Origin of the sequence: Streptomyces sp. NPDC050509 (assembly GCF_044457965.1) — a bacterium.
Lineage (GTDB): Bacteria > Actinomycetota > Actinomycetes > Streptomycetales > Streptomycetaceae > Streptomyces.
The window spans coordinates 256134-271625 of the sequence record NZ_JBITHL010000006.1 but is presented as its reverse complement, the minus strand read 5'-3'; the positions used below and the strand labels follow the sequence as shown (position 1 = coordinate 271625).

The window sequence follows — 15492 nt, the reverse complement described above, 5'->3', positions numbered from 1 at the left end:
CGCCGCCCGGCACCGGGTCACGGTGCGGGCGGCGCCTTCGGAGGCGGAACCGTCAGGCGTGCTGCTTGCGGGACTTGTCGAGGACCATCACCAGTCCGGCGATGACACCGAAGATCACCAGTGGTGCGACCACGAACAGGCCGAGGGTCTCGACCACGCTCAGGCCCGGGCCGGGGTCGTCGCCGTCATCCCGGGTCAGCGCGAGGGCCGGGGACGTCATGAGCAGCATCATCAGCGTCGTACCGGCCGCCAGGGCGCCGGCGCGCAGTGTGTTCTTCTTGTCCACGGTGCAAACGTAGCGAACGCCCCCGGGCCCCGCGCGCGCGGGGTGCCGTACGGGAGTCGCGAGGCGCCGTACGCGAGCCGTGCTCAAGGGTCAGCCGTCCCGCAGCACTTCCGCCAGCCGGTGCAGGCGCGGCGACGCGGTGAGCTCCTCCAGCGTCATCGGGCGGCCCCGCGCGTCCGCCACGGGCAGCCGCCAGTTGGGGTACTGGTCCCAGGTGCCCGGCAGGTTCTGCGGGCGGCGGTCGCCCACCGCGTCCGGCAGCCAGACCCCGACCATCCGCGCCGGGGTGCGCAGCAGGAAGCGGTAGACGGCGCGGATGCTCTCCTCCTCGTCGCCGTCGCCGCCGGGCAGCAGCCCGAGCCTGGCGAGACAGCCGAGCCACTCCGCGACCTCCGCGTGCTCCTCGGACTGCTCCTGTTCCAGCGGGCGGGTGAGCAGGCCGAGGCGGTGGCGCAGCTCCACGTGCTCGCCGGTGAGCCGGGCGGCCGTGGACGGCAGGTCGTGGGTGGTGGCGGTGGCCACGCACCCCTCGCGCCAGCTCTCGGGCGGCAGCGGGCGCCCCGTACCGTCCCAGTCGCGCTCGAACCAGAGCACCGATGTGCCCAGCACACCGCGCCGCTCCAGCGCCTCGCGTACGCCGGGCTCGACCGTGCCCAGGTCCTCCCCTATGACCACGGCGCCTGTCCGGTGCGCCTCCAGGGCGAGGACGGCGAGCATCGCCTCCGCGTCGTAGCGTACGTACGTGCCGTGCGTGGGCGGCTGCCCCTGAGGCACCCACCAGAGCCGGAACAGCCCCATGACATGGTCGATCCGCAGCGCCCCTGCGTGCCTCAGCAGGCTCTGGAGCAGTCCGCGGTACGGGGCGTAGCCGGACGCGGCCAGCACGTCAGGGCGCCACGGGGGCAGCCCCCAGTCCTGGCCGAGCGCGTTGAAGGCGTCCGGCGGGGCGCCGACGGAGATGCCGTCCGCGAAGGCGTCCCGCTGCGCCCAGGCGTCGGCGCCGTCCGGGTGCACCCCGACGGCGAGGTCGTGGACGATCCCGACGGCCATCCCGGCCTCGCGGGCGGCCCGTGAGGCGTCGGCGAGCTGTCCGTCCGTGAGCCAGGCGAGGCGGCTGTGGAAGTCGATGCGGTCGAGCAGCCGGGCCCGGGCGGCGGAGGTCTCGGCGGAGCGCGGGTCGCGCAGCCCCTCGGGCCATTCCCGCCAGCGGGAGCCGTGCACCTCGGCGAGGGCGCACCAGGTGGCGTGGTCCTCCAGGGCGGGGCCCTGGGCGGCCAGGAAGTCGCAGTAGTCGGCGTGGCGGCCGGGGCCGAGCGGGACGCGGTCCAGGATCTCCAGGGCGGCGCGCTTCAGCTCCCACACGGCGTCGCGGTCGATCAGCTCGCCGTATCCGCCGCTCTCCGTACCGGCACCCTCGCCCTTGTCGCCCTTGCCGAGGACGGCCTCGCGCAGCGCCGCCGCCTTCTCCACCAGCGCGTCCAGCCGCTCGCGGTCCGGGCCGTGTACGTACGCGTACTCCGGCACGGCCTCGATCCGCAGATGGACCGGGTCGGGGAAGCGGCGCGAGGAGGGACGGTACGGGGAGGGGTCGGTCGGGGCGCCGGGTACGGCGGCGTGCAGCGGGTTGATCTGGACGAAGCCGGCGCCGAGGGACCGGCCCGACCAGGTGGCCAGTTCGGCGAGGTCACCGAGGTCGCCCATGCCCCAGGAGCGGGTGGACAGGAGCGAGTAGAGCTGCACCAGGAAGCCGTGCGTACGGGCAGGGGGCCCCGGCACCCGGTCGGGTGCGACGACGAGCACGGCCTGTTCCGTACGGCCGTCGGGGGCCTCGGCGGAGAGCCGGTGGACGCCGAGCGGCAGCCGGGCCCACGCGGAGGGCGTGGCGGACACGCGGGTCGTGGCGAGTACGGGAGCCACGCAGGGCAGCTCGACCGTCTCGCCCCGCGCGCTCTGCCAGTACTCGACCTCCACGCGGAGCGTCGAGCCCGCCGGGAGCGCCGTCAGGGCGGCCGGCAGCGGCCGGTCCGCGCCCTCTCCGGCGCCGGGGCCCTCCGCTGCGACGGGTCCGGCTCCGTCGGTCGGGCTCCAGAGCACCAGCGTCGGCGGCAGCAGACGGCTCACGGCGGCGGACTCGGCGCTGCTCAGGGCGGCGCTCACCGCCGCGGGCGTGGACGCGTCGACGCCCAGCGCGGCGAGCACGGAGACGACCGTGCCGTCGGGTACCGGGACATCGGTGCCCGGTGAGGGTGCGTACCCGGTGGCGACACCGTGCAGCTCGGCGAGCCTGGCCAAGCCCATACGGACTCCTTGTTCAGAAGGTCATACCCCTGGGGACTCCGTACCGCCGGCGGTGCCGGGCGCGGTCGGTTCGCTGGTCAGGGGGGCGGTGTCGGCGAGGGGAGGTTCGCTGGTGAGGGGGGCGGCGTCGGCGAGCGGGGGCTCGCTGGTGAGGGGGCCCGCGACGACGGCGGCGAGCGGAGGCTCGCTGGTCAGAGGCGCGGGCTCGGTCTGTTTGGAGAGGGCGGAGAGCAGGAGCTGTGCGGATGCGGCCATGACGGCGCCTCCCGATGATGGGGAACAGGACATTGCAGCCCTACCCAGCGGACGAGGCCGCAGACGTCCACCCCCCGTAAACGTGTGGTGAGTCACGTTCTGTTCCCCGAACCCGGTGACCGGGACGGCCGTATTCCCTGCCGAGGTCGATCATGACCGCGTGCTGCGTGGACATGATTACCACAACGGGCAAATGCGACACAACGGCCGCGCGCGTTGACACCCTCACCACGGGGGTGGTGGGCTCGTTGCCGCCTGGGGCCGGGGTATGACGCGGTTGCCCGGCGGACTCCTACAGGACGGTGACGGAACGGCGTTGGCGGACTTACGGCAGAACCTCGACCCGGCCGGGCAGCGGTACCGGCGGTACCGGGGCGCGGCAGGAGGGGAACCAGGCATGCACGTCGGGCGCAGGAGGACCGCGACCGCCATGGCCGTCGCCGTGATCGGCGGTCTCCTCGGCACCGCTCCGAGCGCACCGGCCGCCCCACGGGACCCGGCGTCCCCCGCGGCCTCCGCACCCTCGCGGGCGAGCCGGGACGCACCCGAGCGGGCGAACCGGGACGCGCTTCCCGCCGTCTGGCCCCGGCCGCAGACGATCCGGGCCGCCGGGCAGGCCGTCACCCTCGGGGACGAGGCCACCGTCGTCGCGGGCGCGGGAGCCGACCCGTACGCGGTAAGGGAGCTGGTGGCGCTGCTGCGCTCCGCCGGGGTCCGCACCGTACACAGCGTGCCGGAGTCCGGTACGGCCCGTGACACCACGAAGAACGGCCCGGTCGTCCTGGCGGGCGGCGCCGGCGCACGCGCCGCGCTCGACGCCCTGCGCGCCCCCGAGCAGGCCGACATCCCGTCCGGCGGCTACCGGCTCGCGGCGGGCACCGTCGCGGGCCGTGGCACCGTCGCCCTGGACGGCATCGGCGAGGACGGTCTCTTCCACGCCGCCCAGACCCTGCGCCGGCTCGTCACCCCCCGGTCCACGGGGAGCGGCGACAAGCGGCCCGCCGTCCCCGGGGTGGTCGTACGCGACTGGCCGGGCACGGCGGTACGCGGTACGGCCGAGGGGTTCTACGGGCGCCCCTGGAGCCACGCCCAGCGGCTCGCACAGCTCGACTTCATGGGGCGCACCAAGCAGAACCGCTATCTGTACGCGCCCGGCGACGACCCGTTCCGCCAGGCGCGCTGGCGCGATCCGTACCCCACCGCGCAGCGTGCCCACTTCCGCGAACTGGCCGAGCGCGCCCGGCGCAACCATGTGACGCTCGCCTGGGCGGTCTCCCCCGGCCAGTCCCTGTGCATGACCTCCGAGCGGGACCTCAAGGCGCTGAACCGCAAGATCGACGCGATGTGGGCGCTGGGGGTGCGCGCCTTCCAGCTCCAGTTCCAGGACGTCAGCTACACCGAGTGGAACTGCCGCGCGGACGCTCAGGCGTTCGGTTCGGGCCCCGAGGCGGCGGCCACGGCGCAGGCGCGGGTGGCCGACGCGGTGGCCACCCGGCTGACGCGGCGGCACCCGGACGCCGAACGGCTCACGGTGATGCCGACCGAGTACTACCAGGACGGCACGACGGAGTACCGCACGGCGCTCGCCGGAGCGCTCGACCCGCGCGTACAGGTGGCGTGGACGGGCGTCGGGGTCGTGCCGCGCACGATCACCGGCCGCGAACTGAAGGCCGCACGGGCCGCCTTCAAGCACCCGATGGTCACCCTGGACAACTATCCGGTCAACGACTACGCCCAGGGCCGGCTCTTCCTCGGCCCCTACACCGGCCGGGAACCGGCGGTCGCCACCGGCTCGGCGGCGCTGCTCGCCAACGCGATGGAACAGGCGTCCGCCTCCCGCATCCCGCTGTTCACGGCCGCCGACTACGCGTGGAACCCGCGCGGCTACCGGCCCCTGGAGTCCTGGCGGGCCGCCGTGGACGACCTCGCTGACGGCGACGGCCGGGCCCGCGAGGCGCTGGGCGTGCTGGCGGGCAACGGCGCCTCGTCCCTCCTCAGCCCGACGGAGTCCGCGTACCTGCAACCGCTGCTGACCGCGTTCCGGCACTCCCGTACGACCACGGACGCCACGGCCCGCAAGAAGGCGGCGAGCGCGCTGCGGGCCGCGTTCACCGCGATGCGCGAGGCCCCCGAGCGGCTCTCGGACACGGCCGGGGGCCTGCTCGCGGACGAGGTACGGCCCTGGCTCGACCAGCTCGCGCGGTACGGCGAGGCGGGCGAACTGGCCGTGGACCTGCTGACCGCCCAGGACCGTGGCGACGGGGCGGGCGCCTGGCGGACCTCGGCGAAGCTGGCGCCGCTGCGCACGGCGGCGAACGCGAGCAAGGCGACCGTCGGCCCGGGCGTGCTGGGCGCCTTCCTGGACCGCGCGGTGAACGAGTCGTCCGCCTGGACGGGCGCGGACCGCGCGAAGGGCCAGTCGGTCACCGAGGACACCGCCGGGGACGGCCGACGCACGTACACCGTCAGCGTGGGGCGGCCCCGGCCCGTCGAGACGCTGAACACGATGACGGCCCCGGGCACCGGCGCGGGCGCGACCGTCGAGGCGCATGTGCCGGGCCAGGGCTGGCGGGCGCTGGGACCGCTCTCGCCGAGCGGCTGGACCGAGAACGGCGGCAAGGCGCTGAAGGGGCTCCGGGTGGACGCGGTACGGCTCGTCTGGCCGGGCGGCCCCGCCGCGGGGAGGGCGCCGTCGGCGGTCGCGTTCGCGCCCTGGTTCACGGACGAACCGCAGGCCGGCCTGGTCCTGGCACGGAACGAGACGGACGCACAGATCGGCGGACGCCCCGAACGGGTGGAGGCCCGGCTGACGGCGCTGCGGCCCGGCGCCGTGAAGAGCGCGCTGAAGGCGAAGGCGCCGTCCGGCATCCGGGTGAAGGTGCCGAAGGAGAGGACGACGGTGCCACGCGGCTCCCATACGAACGTCCCCGTCGAGGTCAGCGTCCCAGCGGACACCCCCGCGGGCAGCTACGAGGTGCCGCTCTCCTTCGCGGGCGAGGAACGCACGCTGACCGTACGCGCCTCCCCCGCCACCGGCGGCCCGGACCTCGCCCGTACGGCCACCGCGTCGTCCTCCGGCGACGAGACACCCGACTTCCCCGCACCGGAGGCGGTGGACGGCGACCCGACGACCCGCTGGTCCTCCCCGGCACAGGACGGCGCCTGGCTCCAACTACGCCTGGCCCGCCCGGCCCGGATCGGCCGCCTGGTCCTGCACTGGCAGGACGCGTACGCGAGCCGGTACCGCGTCCAGGTCTCCCAGGACGGACATACGTGGCGCACAGCCGCAACCGTGAAGGACGGCAGAGGCGGCCGGGAAGCGATCGGCCTGGACGCCAAGGACACCCGCTACCTCCGCATCCAGGGCGAGGCCCGCGGCACTCGATTCGGCTACTCCCTGTTCACCGTCGAGGCCTACGCGGTCTCTTCCTAGCGGGCCATTGAGGAGGTTTCCCGGTGCCGGAATCTTCGGCCCGACCGCGCGCCCGGCCGGCGAGTGAGCCGAAGGGGCGCGTCGCTGTCGAAAGAGAGGCTGTGCTCGATATGCGGCTCCGCCGCGTGGGCGCAGGTTCGTGAGGAACGAGCGAACCGAGCACGGTCGACCGTCGGCGCCGACCTGCAGCGCCCCGGAGGCGAACCGAGCCTCAAAAATCAGAGCACAGCATCAATGCGGGCTACCGCGTCCTCCGCTCCGTACGGTTGCAGGTACGGCATCCAGCGCGGGTCGCGGTGGCCGGTGCCGATGATGCGCCAGGCGAGGCCCGACGGCGGGGCGGGCTGGTGGTTGAGGCGCCAGCCGAGTTCTCGCAGGTGGCGGTCTGCCTTGACGTGGTTGCAGCGGCGGCACGCGGCCACCACGTTGTCCCACACGTGTTGTCCGCCGCGGCTGCGCGGGATGACGTGGTCGACGCTGGTTGCGACGCCACCGCAGTACATGCAGCGTCCGCCGTCGCGGGCGAAGAGGGCGCGGCGGGTCAGTGGGACGGGCCCCCGGTAGGGGACCCGCACGAAGCGCTTGAGCCGTACGACGCTGGGCGCGGGGATGACTCGGGTCTCGCTGTGCATATAGGCGCCGGATTCCTCTAGGCAGAGGGCCTTGTTCTCCAGAACGAGGACGAGCGCGCGGCGGAGCGGTACGACGCCGAGCGGCTCGTACGACGCGTTGAGGACCAGGACATGCGGCACGGATGCCTCCTTGTACGCCGGCGGCACGTGGCTCGCGCCGGGACGATCTGCTCTCAGTCTCCCCTCATGCCTGGTCGAAACGCCACCACGTCCAGGTAACGGGCTCGGAGTGTTTTCCGCCACCAAGAGTCGGCACCGGTCGTCCCGGGCCCCACAAGGGCCGTACAGCCGCACTGCAGGGCCCACGTGAGGAGTGTCTCTCCGTGGCGCGGAGCGCCGGACGGGCCGCGTTGCCCCGTTAGTGTGGTTGGTCCCGCCGTACATCCGCCGCGACCGCCGCGCGTCCGTCCGGCCGTATCTGGAGGTTTCCTGTCGTGTCCTGGTCCGCCCCGCTGGCAGCCGGTTCCTCGTCCGACCCCGTCACTCTCGACGAGGCGGCGGACCGGGCGACCGACGCGGCGAGCTGGGTCGAGGAGAACTGGGCCACGTGGCTGAGCATCGGCCTGCGTATGACGCTGATCCTGGTGATCGCGCTCGTGCTGCGCCATGTGATCCGCCGGGCGCTGACCAAGCTGATAGACCGGATGAACCGCAGTGTCCAGACCGTCGAGGGCACCGCCCTGGGCGGGTTGCTGGTCAACGCCGAGCGGCGCAGGCAGCGCTCGGAGGCCATCGGGTCGGTGCTGCGGTCGGTGACCTCGTTCCTGATCCTGGGCACGGCGGCGCTGATGATGCTCGGCGCGCTGAGCATCAATCTGGCTCCGTTGCTGGCGTCCGCCGGGGTCGCCGGGGTGGCGCTCGGCTTCGGCGCGCGCAACCTGGTGACCGACTTCCTGTCCGGCGTCTTCATGATCCTGGAGGACCAGTACGGCGTCGGGGACACGATCGACGCCGGGGTGGCCTCCGGCGAGGTGATCGAGGTGGGGCTGCGCGTCACCAAGCTGCGCGGCGACAACGGTGAGATCTGGTACGTGCGCAACGGCGAGGTCAAGCGGATCGGCAACCTCAGCCAGGGCTGGGCGACGGCCGCCGTCGATGTGATGGTCAGGCCTTCGGAGGACCTGGAGCGGGTCCGTACGGTGATCCACCAGGTGGCCGAGAAGCTCGCCAAGGACGATCCGTGGAACGAGCGGCTGTGGGGTCCGGTGGAGGTGCTGGGCCTGGACTCGGTGCTGCTGGACTCGGTGACGGTACGGGTCTCCGCGAAGACCATGCCGGGCCAGGCGATCGGGGTGGAGCGCGAGCTGCGCTGGCGGATCAAGCTGGCCTTCGACGAGGCGGGCATCCGGATCGTCGGCGGGGTCCCGGCCGCGCTGGAGCAGGAGTCCGCGCCGGACCCGGCGGCGGGTGTCGCGGCCCCTTCGGCCCTGGCGAGCCCGACGTCCCCGCAGTCCCTGGCGGCGTCGCCGCTCGTACCGCCGGCGAACCTGGCCAAGTGAGCCGCTCCGGCCGCTGCTGAGGGCCGCCGCCGAGGGGGTACGCCGCGTGGGTACGGGGGACGAGGGGTACCGGTGGGAGAAGTGGGGTAGCTCGGCCGGGAGTCATCCGAACGCGTACGAACTGCCGTGAAGGGGAACCGATCTCCGGGCTCCTGCGTATTCATGGTGGGGAGAGCGGACGGCTGCGGCGGGTGCGTCGTGCATCAAGATCCAGTCAGCTCTTGCGCAGTTGTCGGTACCTGCGGCCATACTGCTGGCCGAGAGCTGTCCCCCGGCCCGCAGGGGGCGGGCCGCCGTCGTCCATGACCGAGGGGGAGGTCACGTGACATACCCGCCGAATGTGCGCACAGCGCCACCGTCGGTTCCGCAGCATGCGCCGGCGCAGCCGCCCGCGCCGCCGGGCGAGCCGGAGCCACCCGCGCGGCGGGCGGCGTGGTGGGAGACGACGGACCGGCTGCGCGCCGCGGCGACGACGGAGCCCGGGCGGCTGAGGATCATCGGCGCGGCTCTGGCGCTGCTGGTGGTGGCGTTCGGGGCGGTGACGGCGTGGGAGGTCGCCGACCGGCACTCCGCCGCCGGTGACGTGGTGAGCCGCAGTCAGCCGCTGAGCGCGGACGCGGCGAACATCTACCGCTCGCTGGCCGACGCCGACACGGCGGCGGCGAGCGGTTTCCTGGCGGGCGCCCAGGAGCCCGCCGCGGTGCAGAAGCGGTACCGGGAGGACATCGCGACGGCGTCCGGGCTGCTGATCAGGGCGGCGACGCACACGGACAGCGACAGCGAGTCGGGCCGGCAGATAAGCACGCTCAACGAGGGACTGCCCCGCTACACCGGGCTGGTGGAGCGGGCCCGCGCCAACAACCGGCAGGGGCTGCCCCTGGGCGGCGCCTATCTGCGGTACGCGAACGAGCAGATGACCAAGGAGCTGCTGCCCGCCGCCGAGAAGCTGTACGCGGCGGAGACGGACCGGCTCGCGCGGGACAACGACGCGGCGCGGCTCTGGCCGTTCGTCTCGCTGGCGATCGGGGTCGTGGCGCTCGGTGTGCTCGTCTGGGCGCAGCGGCGCAACTACCGGCGGACGAACCGGGTCTTCAACCACGGACTGCTCGCGGCGACCGCCGGGGCCACGGTCCTGCTGCTGTGGCTGGCTGTCGGCCAGACCGTCGCGCGTACCGAGCTGGACAGCGCCCAGAAGCAGGGCCAGGAGTCCCTGAAGGTCCTCAACGACGCGAGGATCAACTCCCTCAAGGCGCGCGCGAACGAGAACCTGACCCTGGTCGCCCGGGGCGCGGTCCTCACGGCCGACGGCAAGCACGACCAGTACGAGACGGATTTCGCGACGGGCATGGACAAGCTCAGTACCGCTCTCGGCGAGGCCAAGAAGCTCGCCGACAACAGCGCGGGCGGCAGACCCGTGGACGAGGCGATCTCGGCGGTCGCCCAGTGGCGCGAACGTCACCGGTCGGTCAGCGAGACCGACCGATCGGGTGATTACGGCACGGCGGTGAGCAAGGTCATCGGCACCGGCGGTTCGACGGGCCAGTCGTTCGACCGGGTCGACAAGGCGCTGGGTGCGGCCGTCGAGCAGGAGCAGAAGGAGTTCAAGCAGTCCGCGTCGGACGGCCGGGGCGCGCTCAGCGGGCTGGCGGTCGGCGCGGGGGTGCTGGCCCTGGTGGCGGCGGTGGGCGCGATCCTGGGCGTGGGCCGCAGGCTTTCGGAGTACCGGTGAGAGGGGGACGGATGACTTCCAGGGACGGGCTCCGCCGGTTCCGGGGGACGCGTGGTCCCCGGCCGTTCGGCGGGCTGCGCGGCTGGGGCGGCGTCTCGGCGATGGCGGGCGCCTGTGTGCTGACGGCGTCGCTGACCCTGCTTCCGCTGTCCCACTCCGTGGCGGAGCGCCCGGAGGACGCCCCGCAGCGGACGGCCACGGCCGTTCCCGCGACGACGGCCGCGGAGTGCCAGGAGCCGGAGCGCAGTGTTCCGGCCTCGGGCGACGACGGCCCGTCCATCCGGAAGATCAAGGAGCGCGAGAACAAGAAGCTGATCATCGGGGTGGACCAGAACAGCTACCAGTGGGGTTATCTCAACCCGGACACCAAGGAGCCGCAGGGCTTCGACATCGATCTCGCCCGTGCCATAGCCAAGGACATCGTCGGCAGCGAGAAGGACGTCATCTTCCGCGCCATCCCCACCAACCAGCGGGTCGCCGCGCTGGACAACGGCACGGTCGACCTGGTCGTCAGGACGATGACGATCACCTGTGACCGGATCAAGCAGGTCGCGTTCTCCACGGCCTACTTCCAGACGGGGCAGCAGGTGCTCGCCCCCAAGGGCTCGACGATCACCGGGTTCAACGGGTCCCTGGCCGGCAAGCGGGTCTGCACGGCCGACGGGTCCACGGCGTACAAGGCGCTGGAGCGGAAGTCCTACGGCGCGATATTCGAGGACGCCCACGACGGAACGGCCCTGGACGAGGACCGGTTGACGGTGCCCAACCAGCTCGACTGCCTGGTCAGGCTTCAGCTCGGCGAGGTCGACGCGGTGGTGACGGACAACGCCCTGGCGGCCGGTCAGGCCGCCCAGGACCCGGCGGTCGAGCTGGTCGGGAAGCCGCTCGCCCCGGAGTACTACGGCGTGGCGGCCAAGCTGGGCAACGAAGATCTGGTGGCCCGGGTGAACAAGGTGCTGGACGGGTATCGCGCCGGTGGGGCGAACAGCCTCTGGATGACCGCGTACGACAAGTGGCTGAAGGCGGCGCTGCCGGGCATCACGGCGCCGCCGGAGGCCAAGTACAAGAACGGCTGACGGTCAGGAACGGCTGACGGTGGCGGGCACCACCGGACGGCATCGCACAGCGGAGCGGAGAGGTGATCGATGGGCGGCACGGGCTCCTTTCCCGACGCGACGGGAAGGCCACCGGGACCGGTGATGGACCGGGACGAGGTGGACCGTGCCCTGGCGCGCCTCGAAGCGGAGCACGAGGCGATCGAGTCCTCGCTCCTCGCCCTCCAGGACCACGCGGGACGCCGCCTCCTCGAAGGGGCCGAGCTGACCGGGGTCACGAAGGACCGCTGGGCCACCACCGACAGCGCGATCACGTTGCTCTGGTCGTACTTCGACAGCTACTCCGGCGCGCTCACCGGCGCCCGTGAGGCGCGCGCGCGGCGGCGCTGGCCGAACCGTGACGACCTGGTGGAGCTGACGGAGACGCTGCGCGGCCGTGGTGTCACCGTCGCGGGCCCCGCCCGCCCGCTGCCCACGCTCACCGGCCCCGCCAGGCTCTCCGAGCACTTCACGCTCGCCGAACTGGTCACGCGGATGAACGAGTTGTACGCGAGTTCGCTGGACATGGTCGTGGCCGCGGACTCCGTGTGGTCGGCGCTGCCCGCCCGGATCGACCTGCTCTCCGCGGAGTTGCGGCGCACCCGCTCGCTGGCGTACTCCGTCGGCGTACGGCCCGGGGAGCACCCGGCGGGCGACGACCTGGAGTCGATCACCCATGAGCTGTCCACGCTGCGCGCCCAGGTGATCTCCGATCCGCTGGCCTTCTGGCGGCCCGCGTCCGGCAGTTCGGCCCCGGGCGGCGGCAGGCCCGACACCGAGCGCTACGACCGGGCGGCCCGCGCGCTGGAGGACGTACGGAGTGAGATCGAGGCGGTCCTGCGGGTGCGCCAGGACTCGGAGGAGCGGCTGATGCGGCTGCGTGACGTGCTGTCGCGGGCCGACCGTACGCTCACCGAGGCGCGCGCGGCCCGTGGCGAGGTGCTGGCGAAGATCGCCGCGTCCGAGGTGCCCGCGGTCAGCGGCCCGCCGACCGCGCTCCACGAACGGCTGTCGGCCGCCGCGGAGTACCGCAGGCACGCCCAGTGGCACCGGCTCTCGCCGCTGCTGGAGTCGCTGGAGCGCGACGCGGAGGACGAACTGCTGCGGGCCCGCGAGTCGCTGACCGCGGTCACGGCGCCGCTCGCGGTCCGCGCCGAGCTGCGCGGCCGGCTCGACGCGTACAAGGCGAAGGTCGCCCGGCACGGCATGGCGGAGGACCCGCTCCTGATCGAGCGGTACGACGCGGCGCGCCGGATGCTGTGGAGCGCGCCCTGCGATCTGCGCGTCGCCGAACAGGCCGTGCTGCGCTACCAGCGGGCCGCGGCGGACGTCCTGGTCCCGGGCCCGCCGGGCCCGGCCGACCGCGGGGGTGGGGCATGAGGGCGAACGGCTCCACCGCGGACGGCGGAAAGACAGCAGGAGAGCGGAAAGACAGCGGTAGCAGGAGAGCGGGGGACGGATGAGCGGGAACACGGCGTGCCAGCGCCCCGGCTGCGAGGGCGCGTACGAGGACATGGGCGGCGGTGAGATGTACTGCGACACCTGCGGTCTGGCCCCCGTCGTCTCCCCCAACGGGTCGCTCTCCTCGCCGCCGACCGGCATCACGGGCGGCGGCCGGGGCGGCGGTTCCGGGGGCGGCAGCGGGAAGGACTCGGGGAAGGACTCGGGCAGCGGGGACTCCTCGCGCTCGTCGGGGCGCCAGTCCTCCCGGGCGTCCTCGCGCTCCTCGACCTCCAGGCGGTCCGTCTCCGGGCGGCTCTCGCGCTCCCTGTCGGGCCGGGTGTCGTCCCGGTCGGTCTCGGTGCGCAGCTCCGGTTCGTCCGCCGGTTCCTCGGGGCGCAACCGGCTGGGCGCGGGCCTGGTCTCCGTACCGGACGTGCCGCGCCCCGATCCGCGCTCCGCCGTCATGGAGCGCCCTGAGGTGCCGGAGCGCAAGCGGTACTGCTCGCGCTCGGACTGCGGGGCGCCGGTGGGCCGGGCGCGGGGCGACCGCCCCGGCCGTACGGAGGGGTTCTGCACGAAGTGCGGGCACCCGTACTCGTTCGTGCCCAAGCTCCACGAGGGCAATGTGGTGCACGGGCAGTACGAGGTCGTGGGGTGTCTGGCGCACGGCGGTCTCGGCTGGGTCTATCTGGCCGTCGACCGCGCCGTGTCGGACCGCTGGGTGGTCCTCAAGGGCCTGCTGGACACGGGCGACCAGGACGCCATGGCGGCGGCGATCTCCGAGCGCCGCTTCCTCGCCGAGATCGAGCACTCCAACATCGTCCGCATCTACAACTTCGTGGAACACCTGGACCAGCGCACGGGCTCCATGGACGGCTACATAGTCATGGAGTACGTGGGCGGCAAGTCGCTCAAGGAGATCGCCAACGAGCGGCGTACGGGCGCCGGCAAGCGGGATCCGCTGCCGGTCGAGCAGGCGTGCGCGTACGGCATCGAGGCGCTGGAGGCGCTGGGCCATCTCCACAGCAGGAACCTGCTGTACTGCGACTTCAAGGTCGACAACGCGATCCAGACCGAGGACCAGCTCAAGCTGATCGACATGGGCGCGGTCCGCAGGATGGACGACGACGAGTCGGCGATCTACGGCACGGTGGGCTACCAGGCCCCCGAGGTGGCCGATGTCGGCCCGTCGGTCGCCTCCGACCTGTACACGGTGGCCCGCACCCTGGCGGTGCTGACGTTCGACTTCCAGGGCTACACCAACGTGTTCGTGGACTCGCTTCCGGACCCGGACAACATCGACGTCTTCCGTACGTACGAGTCGTTCTACCGGCTGCTGGTACGGGCGACGGACCCCGATCCGGCCCGGCGGTTCTCCTCGGCCCAGGAGATGGCGGAGCAGCTCACGGGCGTGCTGCGGGAGGTCGTCGCGCTCCAGACGGGGCGTCCGCGCCCCGCGCTGTCCACGCTGTTCGGCCCCGAACTGCGGGTCACGGACACGGATCTGTTCGCGGAGCTGACGGAGGACGTCTCGCGGCTGGGGGTACGGGCGCAGCCGCAGGGCGGGCTGTTCGGCCGGCGTGCCGCAGCGGCGGCCGGGACGCGCGCCAGGCCCGCGGTCGGGGCGCCCGCCACCCCCGCGCTGCCCGCGCCGGGTGCCAGACCCGGCGTCGCCGGGTACGCCGGCCTCGATCCGGCGGTCCTGCCCGCACCACCGGCGCACCACCCGGCGGGCGCTCTGCCGTCGCCGCGTTCCGAAGCCCCGCCGGGCGCGGGGACCGCCTTCGGCGCGCCCGTGAACGGGACGCCGGGGGCTCCCCGGCTCGCGCCGCTCGACGCGGCGGCGACCGCGCTGGCCCTGCCCGTACCGCGCGTCGACCCGAACGATCCGAACGCGGGGTTCCTCGCCGGTCTGATGGCCTCCGCCCCCACCGAGCTGATCATGGCGCTGGCCTCGGCGCCCACCGACTCCGTGGAGCGCGGGCTGCGCGAGCTGCGCGCCCGGCTGGAGATGGGCGAACCGGCCACCGCGCTCGAAGCGCTGAACGTACTGGAGGAGCGCCGCCCCGACGACTGGCGGGTCGTCTGGTACCGGGGGATCGCCTCGCTGGCCACCGGTGACCACGAGATCGCGGCGCTCTCCTTCGACGCCATCTACGACGCGTTCCCCGGCGAGCCCGCCCCGAAGCTGGCGCTCGGCGTCTGCGCCGAGGTGCTCGGTCAACTGGACAACGCGGCCGAGTACTACCGCCTGGTGTGGACGACGGACCCGAGTTATGTCAGCTCCGCGTTCGGGCTGGCCCGGGTGCAGCTCGCCGCCGGGGACAGGACCGGCGCCGTACGGACCCTGGAGTCGGTGCCCGAGGCGTCGATCCACTACACGGCGGCGCGGGTCGCGGCCGTACGGGCGCGGCTGCGGCAGCGCGGTGTCCCGGCGCCCTCCCCGGCCGCCGCCCCCGGCCCGGGCCGGATGCAGGGCCAGGGCCAGGGGCAGGGCTTCGGCGCGGAGCCGGCGCTGATCGACGATCTGACGGCCGCGGCGCAGCAGGTCTCCGCGCTCCAGCAGTTCGATCTGGACGCCGTACGGCGGGAGCAGTTGTCGACGGAGGTACTGGGCACCGCTCTGGACTGGGTACTCTCCGGTAGTCCGGGGTCCCGTCCCGTCCAGAGCGTGCTGCTCGGCAGCGAACTGGACGAGCGTGGTCTGCGTCTTGGACTGGAACGCTCGTACCGGGTACTCGCCCGGCTCGCTCAGCGCGGCGAGGAGAGGATCGAACTGGTGGAGCGGGCCAACCGTTTCCGCCCCCGGACGTGGGTGTGATT

At 73.4% G+C, this 15492-nt stretch carries 10 protein-coding genes; 6 read left to right on the top strand and 4 right to left on the bottom strand.

Features of this window, described 5'->3' with window-relative positions; all coding sequences use genetic code 11:
* Positions 1-52: 52 nt before the first annotated feature.
* The 3 genes from ACIBJC_RS19365 to ACIBJC_RS19355 all read right to left on the bottom strand — a co-directional run bounded on the left by ACIBJC_RS19365 (position 53) and on the right by ACIBJC_RS19355 (position 2839).
* Complete coding sequence (locus ACIBJC_RS19365) at positions 53-286, bottom strand: hypothetical protein (RefSeq protein ID WP_384909868.1); 234 nt, start codon at positions 284-286, stop codon at positions 53-55.
* Between the two features lie 90 nt (positions 287-376).
* Complete coding sequence (gene malQ, locus ACIBJC_RS19360; RefSeq protein WP_399293752.1) at positions 377-2584, bottom strand: 4-alpha-glucanotransferase; 2208 nt, start codon at positions 2582-2584, stop codon at positions 377-379.
* A gap of 21 nt (positions 2585-2605) precedes the next feature.
* Positions 2606-2839: a hypothetical protein gene (locus tag ACIBJC_RS19355; RefSeq protein ID WP_329827063.1), complete on the bottom strand. Its 234-nt coding sequence runs from the start codon at positions 2837-2839 to the stop codon at positions 2606-2608.
* A gap of 397 nt (positions 2840-3236) precedes the next feature.
* Here ACIBJC_RS19355 and ACIBJC_RS19350 point away from each other — a divergent pair, with 397 nt between their 5' ends.
* Positions 3237-6272: a beta-N-acetylglucosaminidase domain-containing protein gene (locus ACIBJC_RS19350; RefSeq protein WP_399293749.1), complete on the top strand. Its 3036-nt coding sequence runs from the start codon at positions 3237-3239 to the stop codon at positions 6270-6272.
* Between the two features lie 218 nt (positions 6273-6490).
* On the opposite strand, the gene ACIBJC_RS19345 is transcribed toward ACIBJC_RS19350, so the two are convergent.
* Positions 6491-7024, bottom strand: coding sequence for an HNH endonuclease (locus ACIBJC_RS19345; RefSeq protein ID WP_329827061.1), 534 nt, complete (start codon positions 7022-7024; stop codon positions 6491-6493).
* Between the two features lie 314 nt (positions 7025-7338).
* Between ACIBJC_RS19345 and ACIBJC_RS19340 the strand changes: the two genes are divergently transcribed.
* From ACIBJC_RS19340 to ACIBJC_RS19320, 5 genes are all read left to right on the top strand, one after another.
* Complete coding sequence (locus tag ACIBJC_RS19340; RefSeq protein ID WP_329827060.1) at positions 7339-8403, top strand: mechanosensitive ion channel family protein; 1065 nt, start codon at positions 7339-7341, stop codon at positions 8401-8403.
* Positions 8404-8725: 322 nt separating this feature from the next.
* Complete coding sequence (locus tag ACIBJC_RS19335) at positions 8726-10132, top strand: hypothetical protein (RefSeq protein WP_399293746.1); 1407 nt, start codon at positions 8726-8728, stop codon at positions 10130-10132.
* An 11-nt stretch (positions 10133-10143) separates the two neighbouring features.
* Positions 10144-11208: a glutamate ABC transporter substrate-binding protein gene (locus ACIBJC_RS19330; protein WP_399293743.1), complete on the top strand. Its 1065-nt coding sequence runs from the start codon at positions 10144-10146 to the stop codon at positions 11206-11208.
* A 69-nt stretch (positions 11209-11277) separates the two neighbouring features.
* Complete coding sequence (locus tag ACIBJC_RS19325) at positions 11278-12606, top strand: hypothetical protein (protein ID WP_399293740.1); 1329 nt, start codon at positions 11278-11280, stop codon at positions 12604-12606.
* Between the two features lie 79 nt (positions 12607-12685).
* Positions 12686-15490, top strand: coding sequence for a tetratricopeptide repeat protein (locus ACIBJC_RS19320; protein WP_399293737.1), 2805 nt, complete (start codon positions 12686-12688; stop codon positions 15488-15490).
* Positions 15491-15492 lie beyond the last annotated feature (2 nt).

Bases quoted from the DNA above. Each gene is read 5' to 3' on its own strand.
- ACIBJC_RS19350 (WP_399293749.1), top strand. From the start codon at position 3,237: ATGCACGTCGGGCGCAGGAGGACCGCGACCGCCATGGCCGTCGCCGTG.
- ACIBJC_RS19355 (WP_329827063.1), bottom strand. From the start codon at position 2,839: ATGGCCGCATCCGCACAGCTCCTGCTCTCCGCCCTCTCCAAACAGACC.
- ACIBJC_RS19320 (WP_399293737.1), top strand. From the start codon at position 12,686: ATGAGCGGGAACACGGCGTGCCAGCGCCCCGGCTGCGAGGGCGCGTAC.
- malQ (WP_399293752.1), bottom strand. From the start codon at position 2,584: ATGGGCTTGGCCAGGCTCGCCGAGCTGCACGGTGTCGCCACCGGGTAC.
- ACIBJC_RS19325 (WP_399293740.1), top strand. From the start codon at position 11,278: ATGGGCGGCACGGGCTCCTTTCCCGACGCGACGGGAAGGCCACCGGGA.
- ACIBJC_RS19330 (WP_399293743.1), top strand. From the start codon at position 10,144: ATGACTTCCAGGGACGGGCTCCGCCGGTTCCGGGGGACGCGTGGTCCC.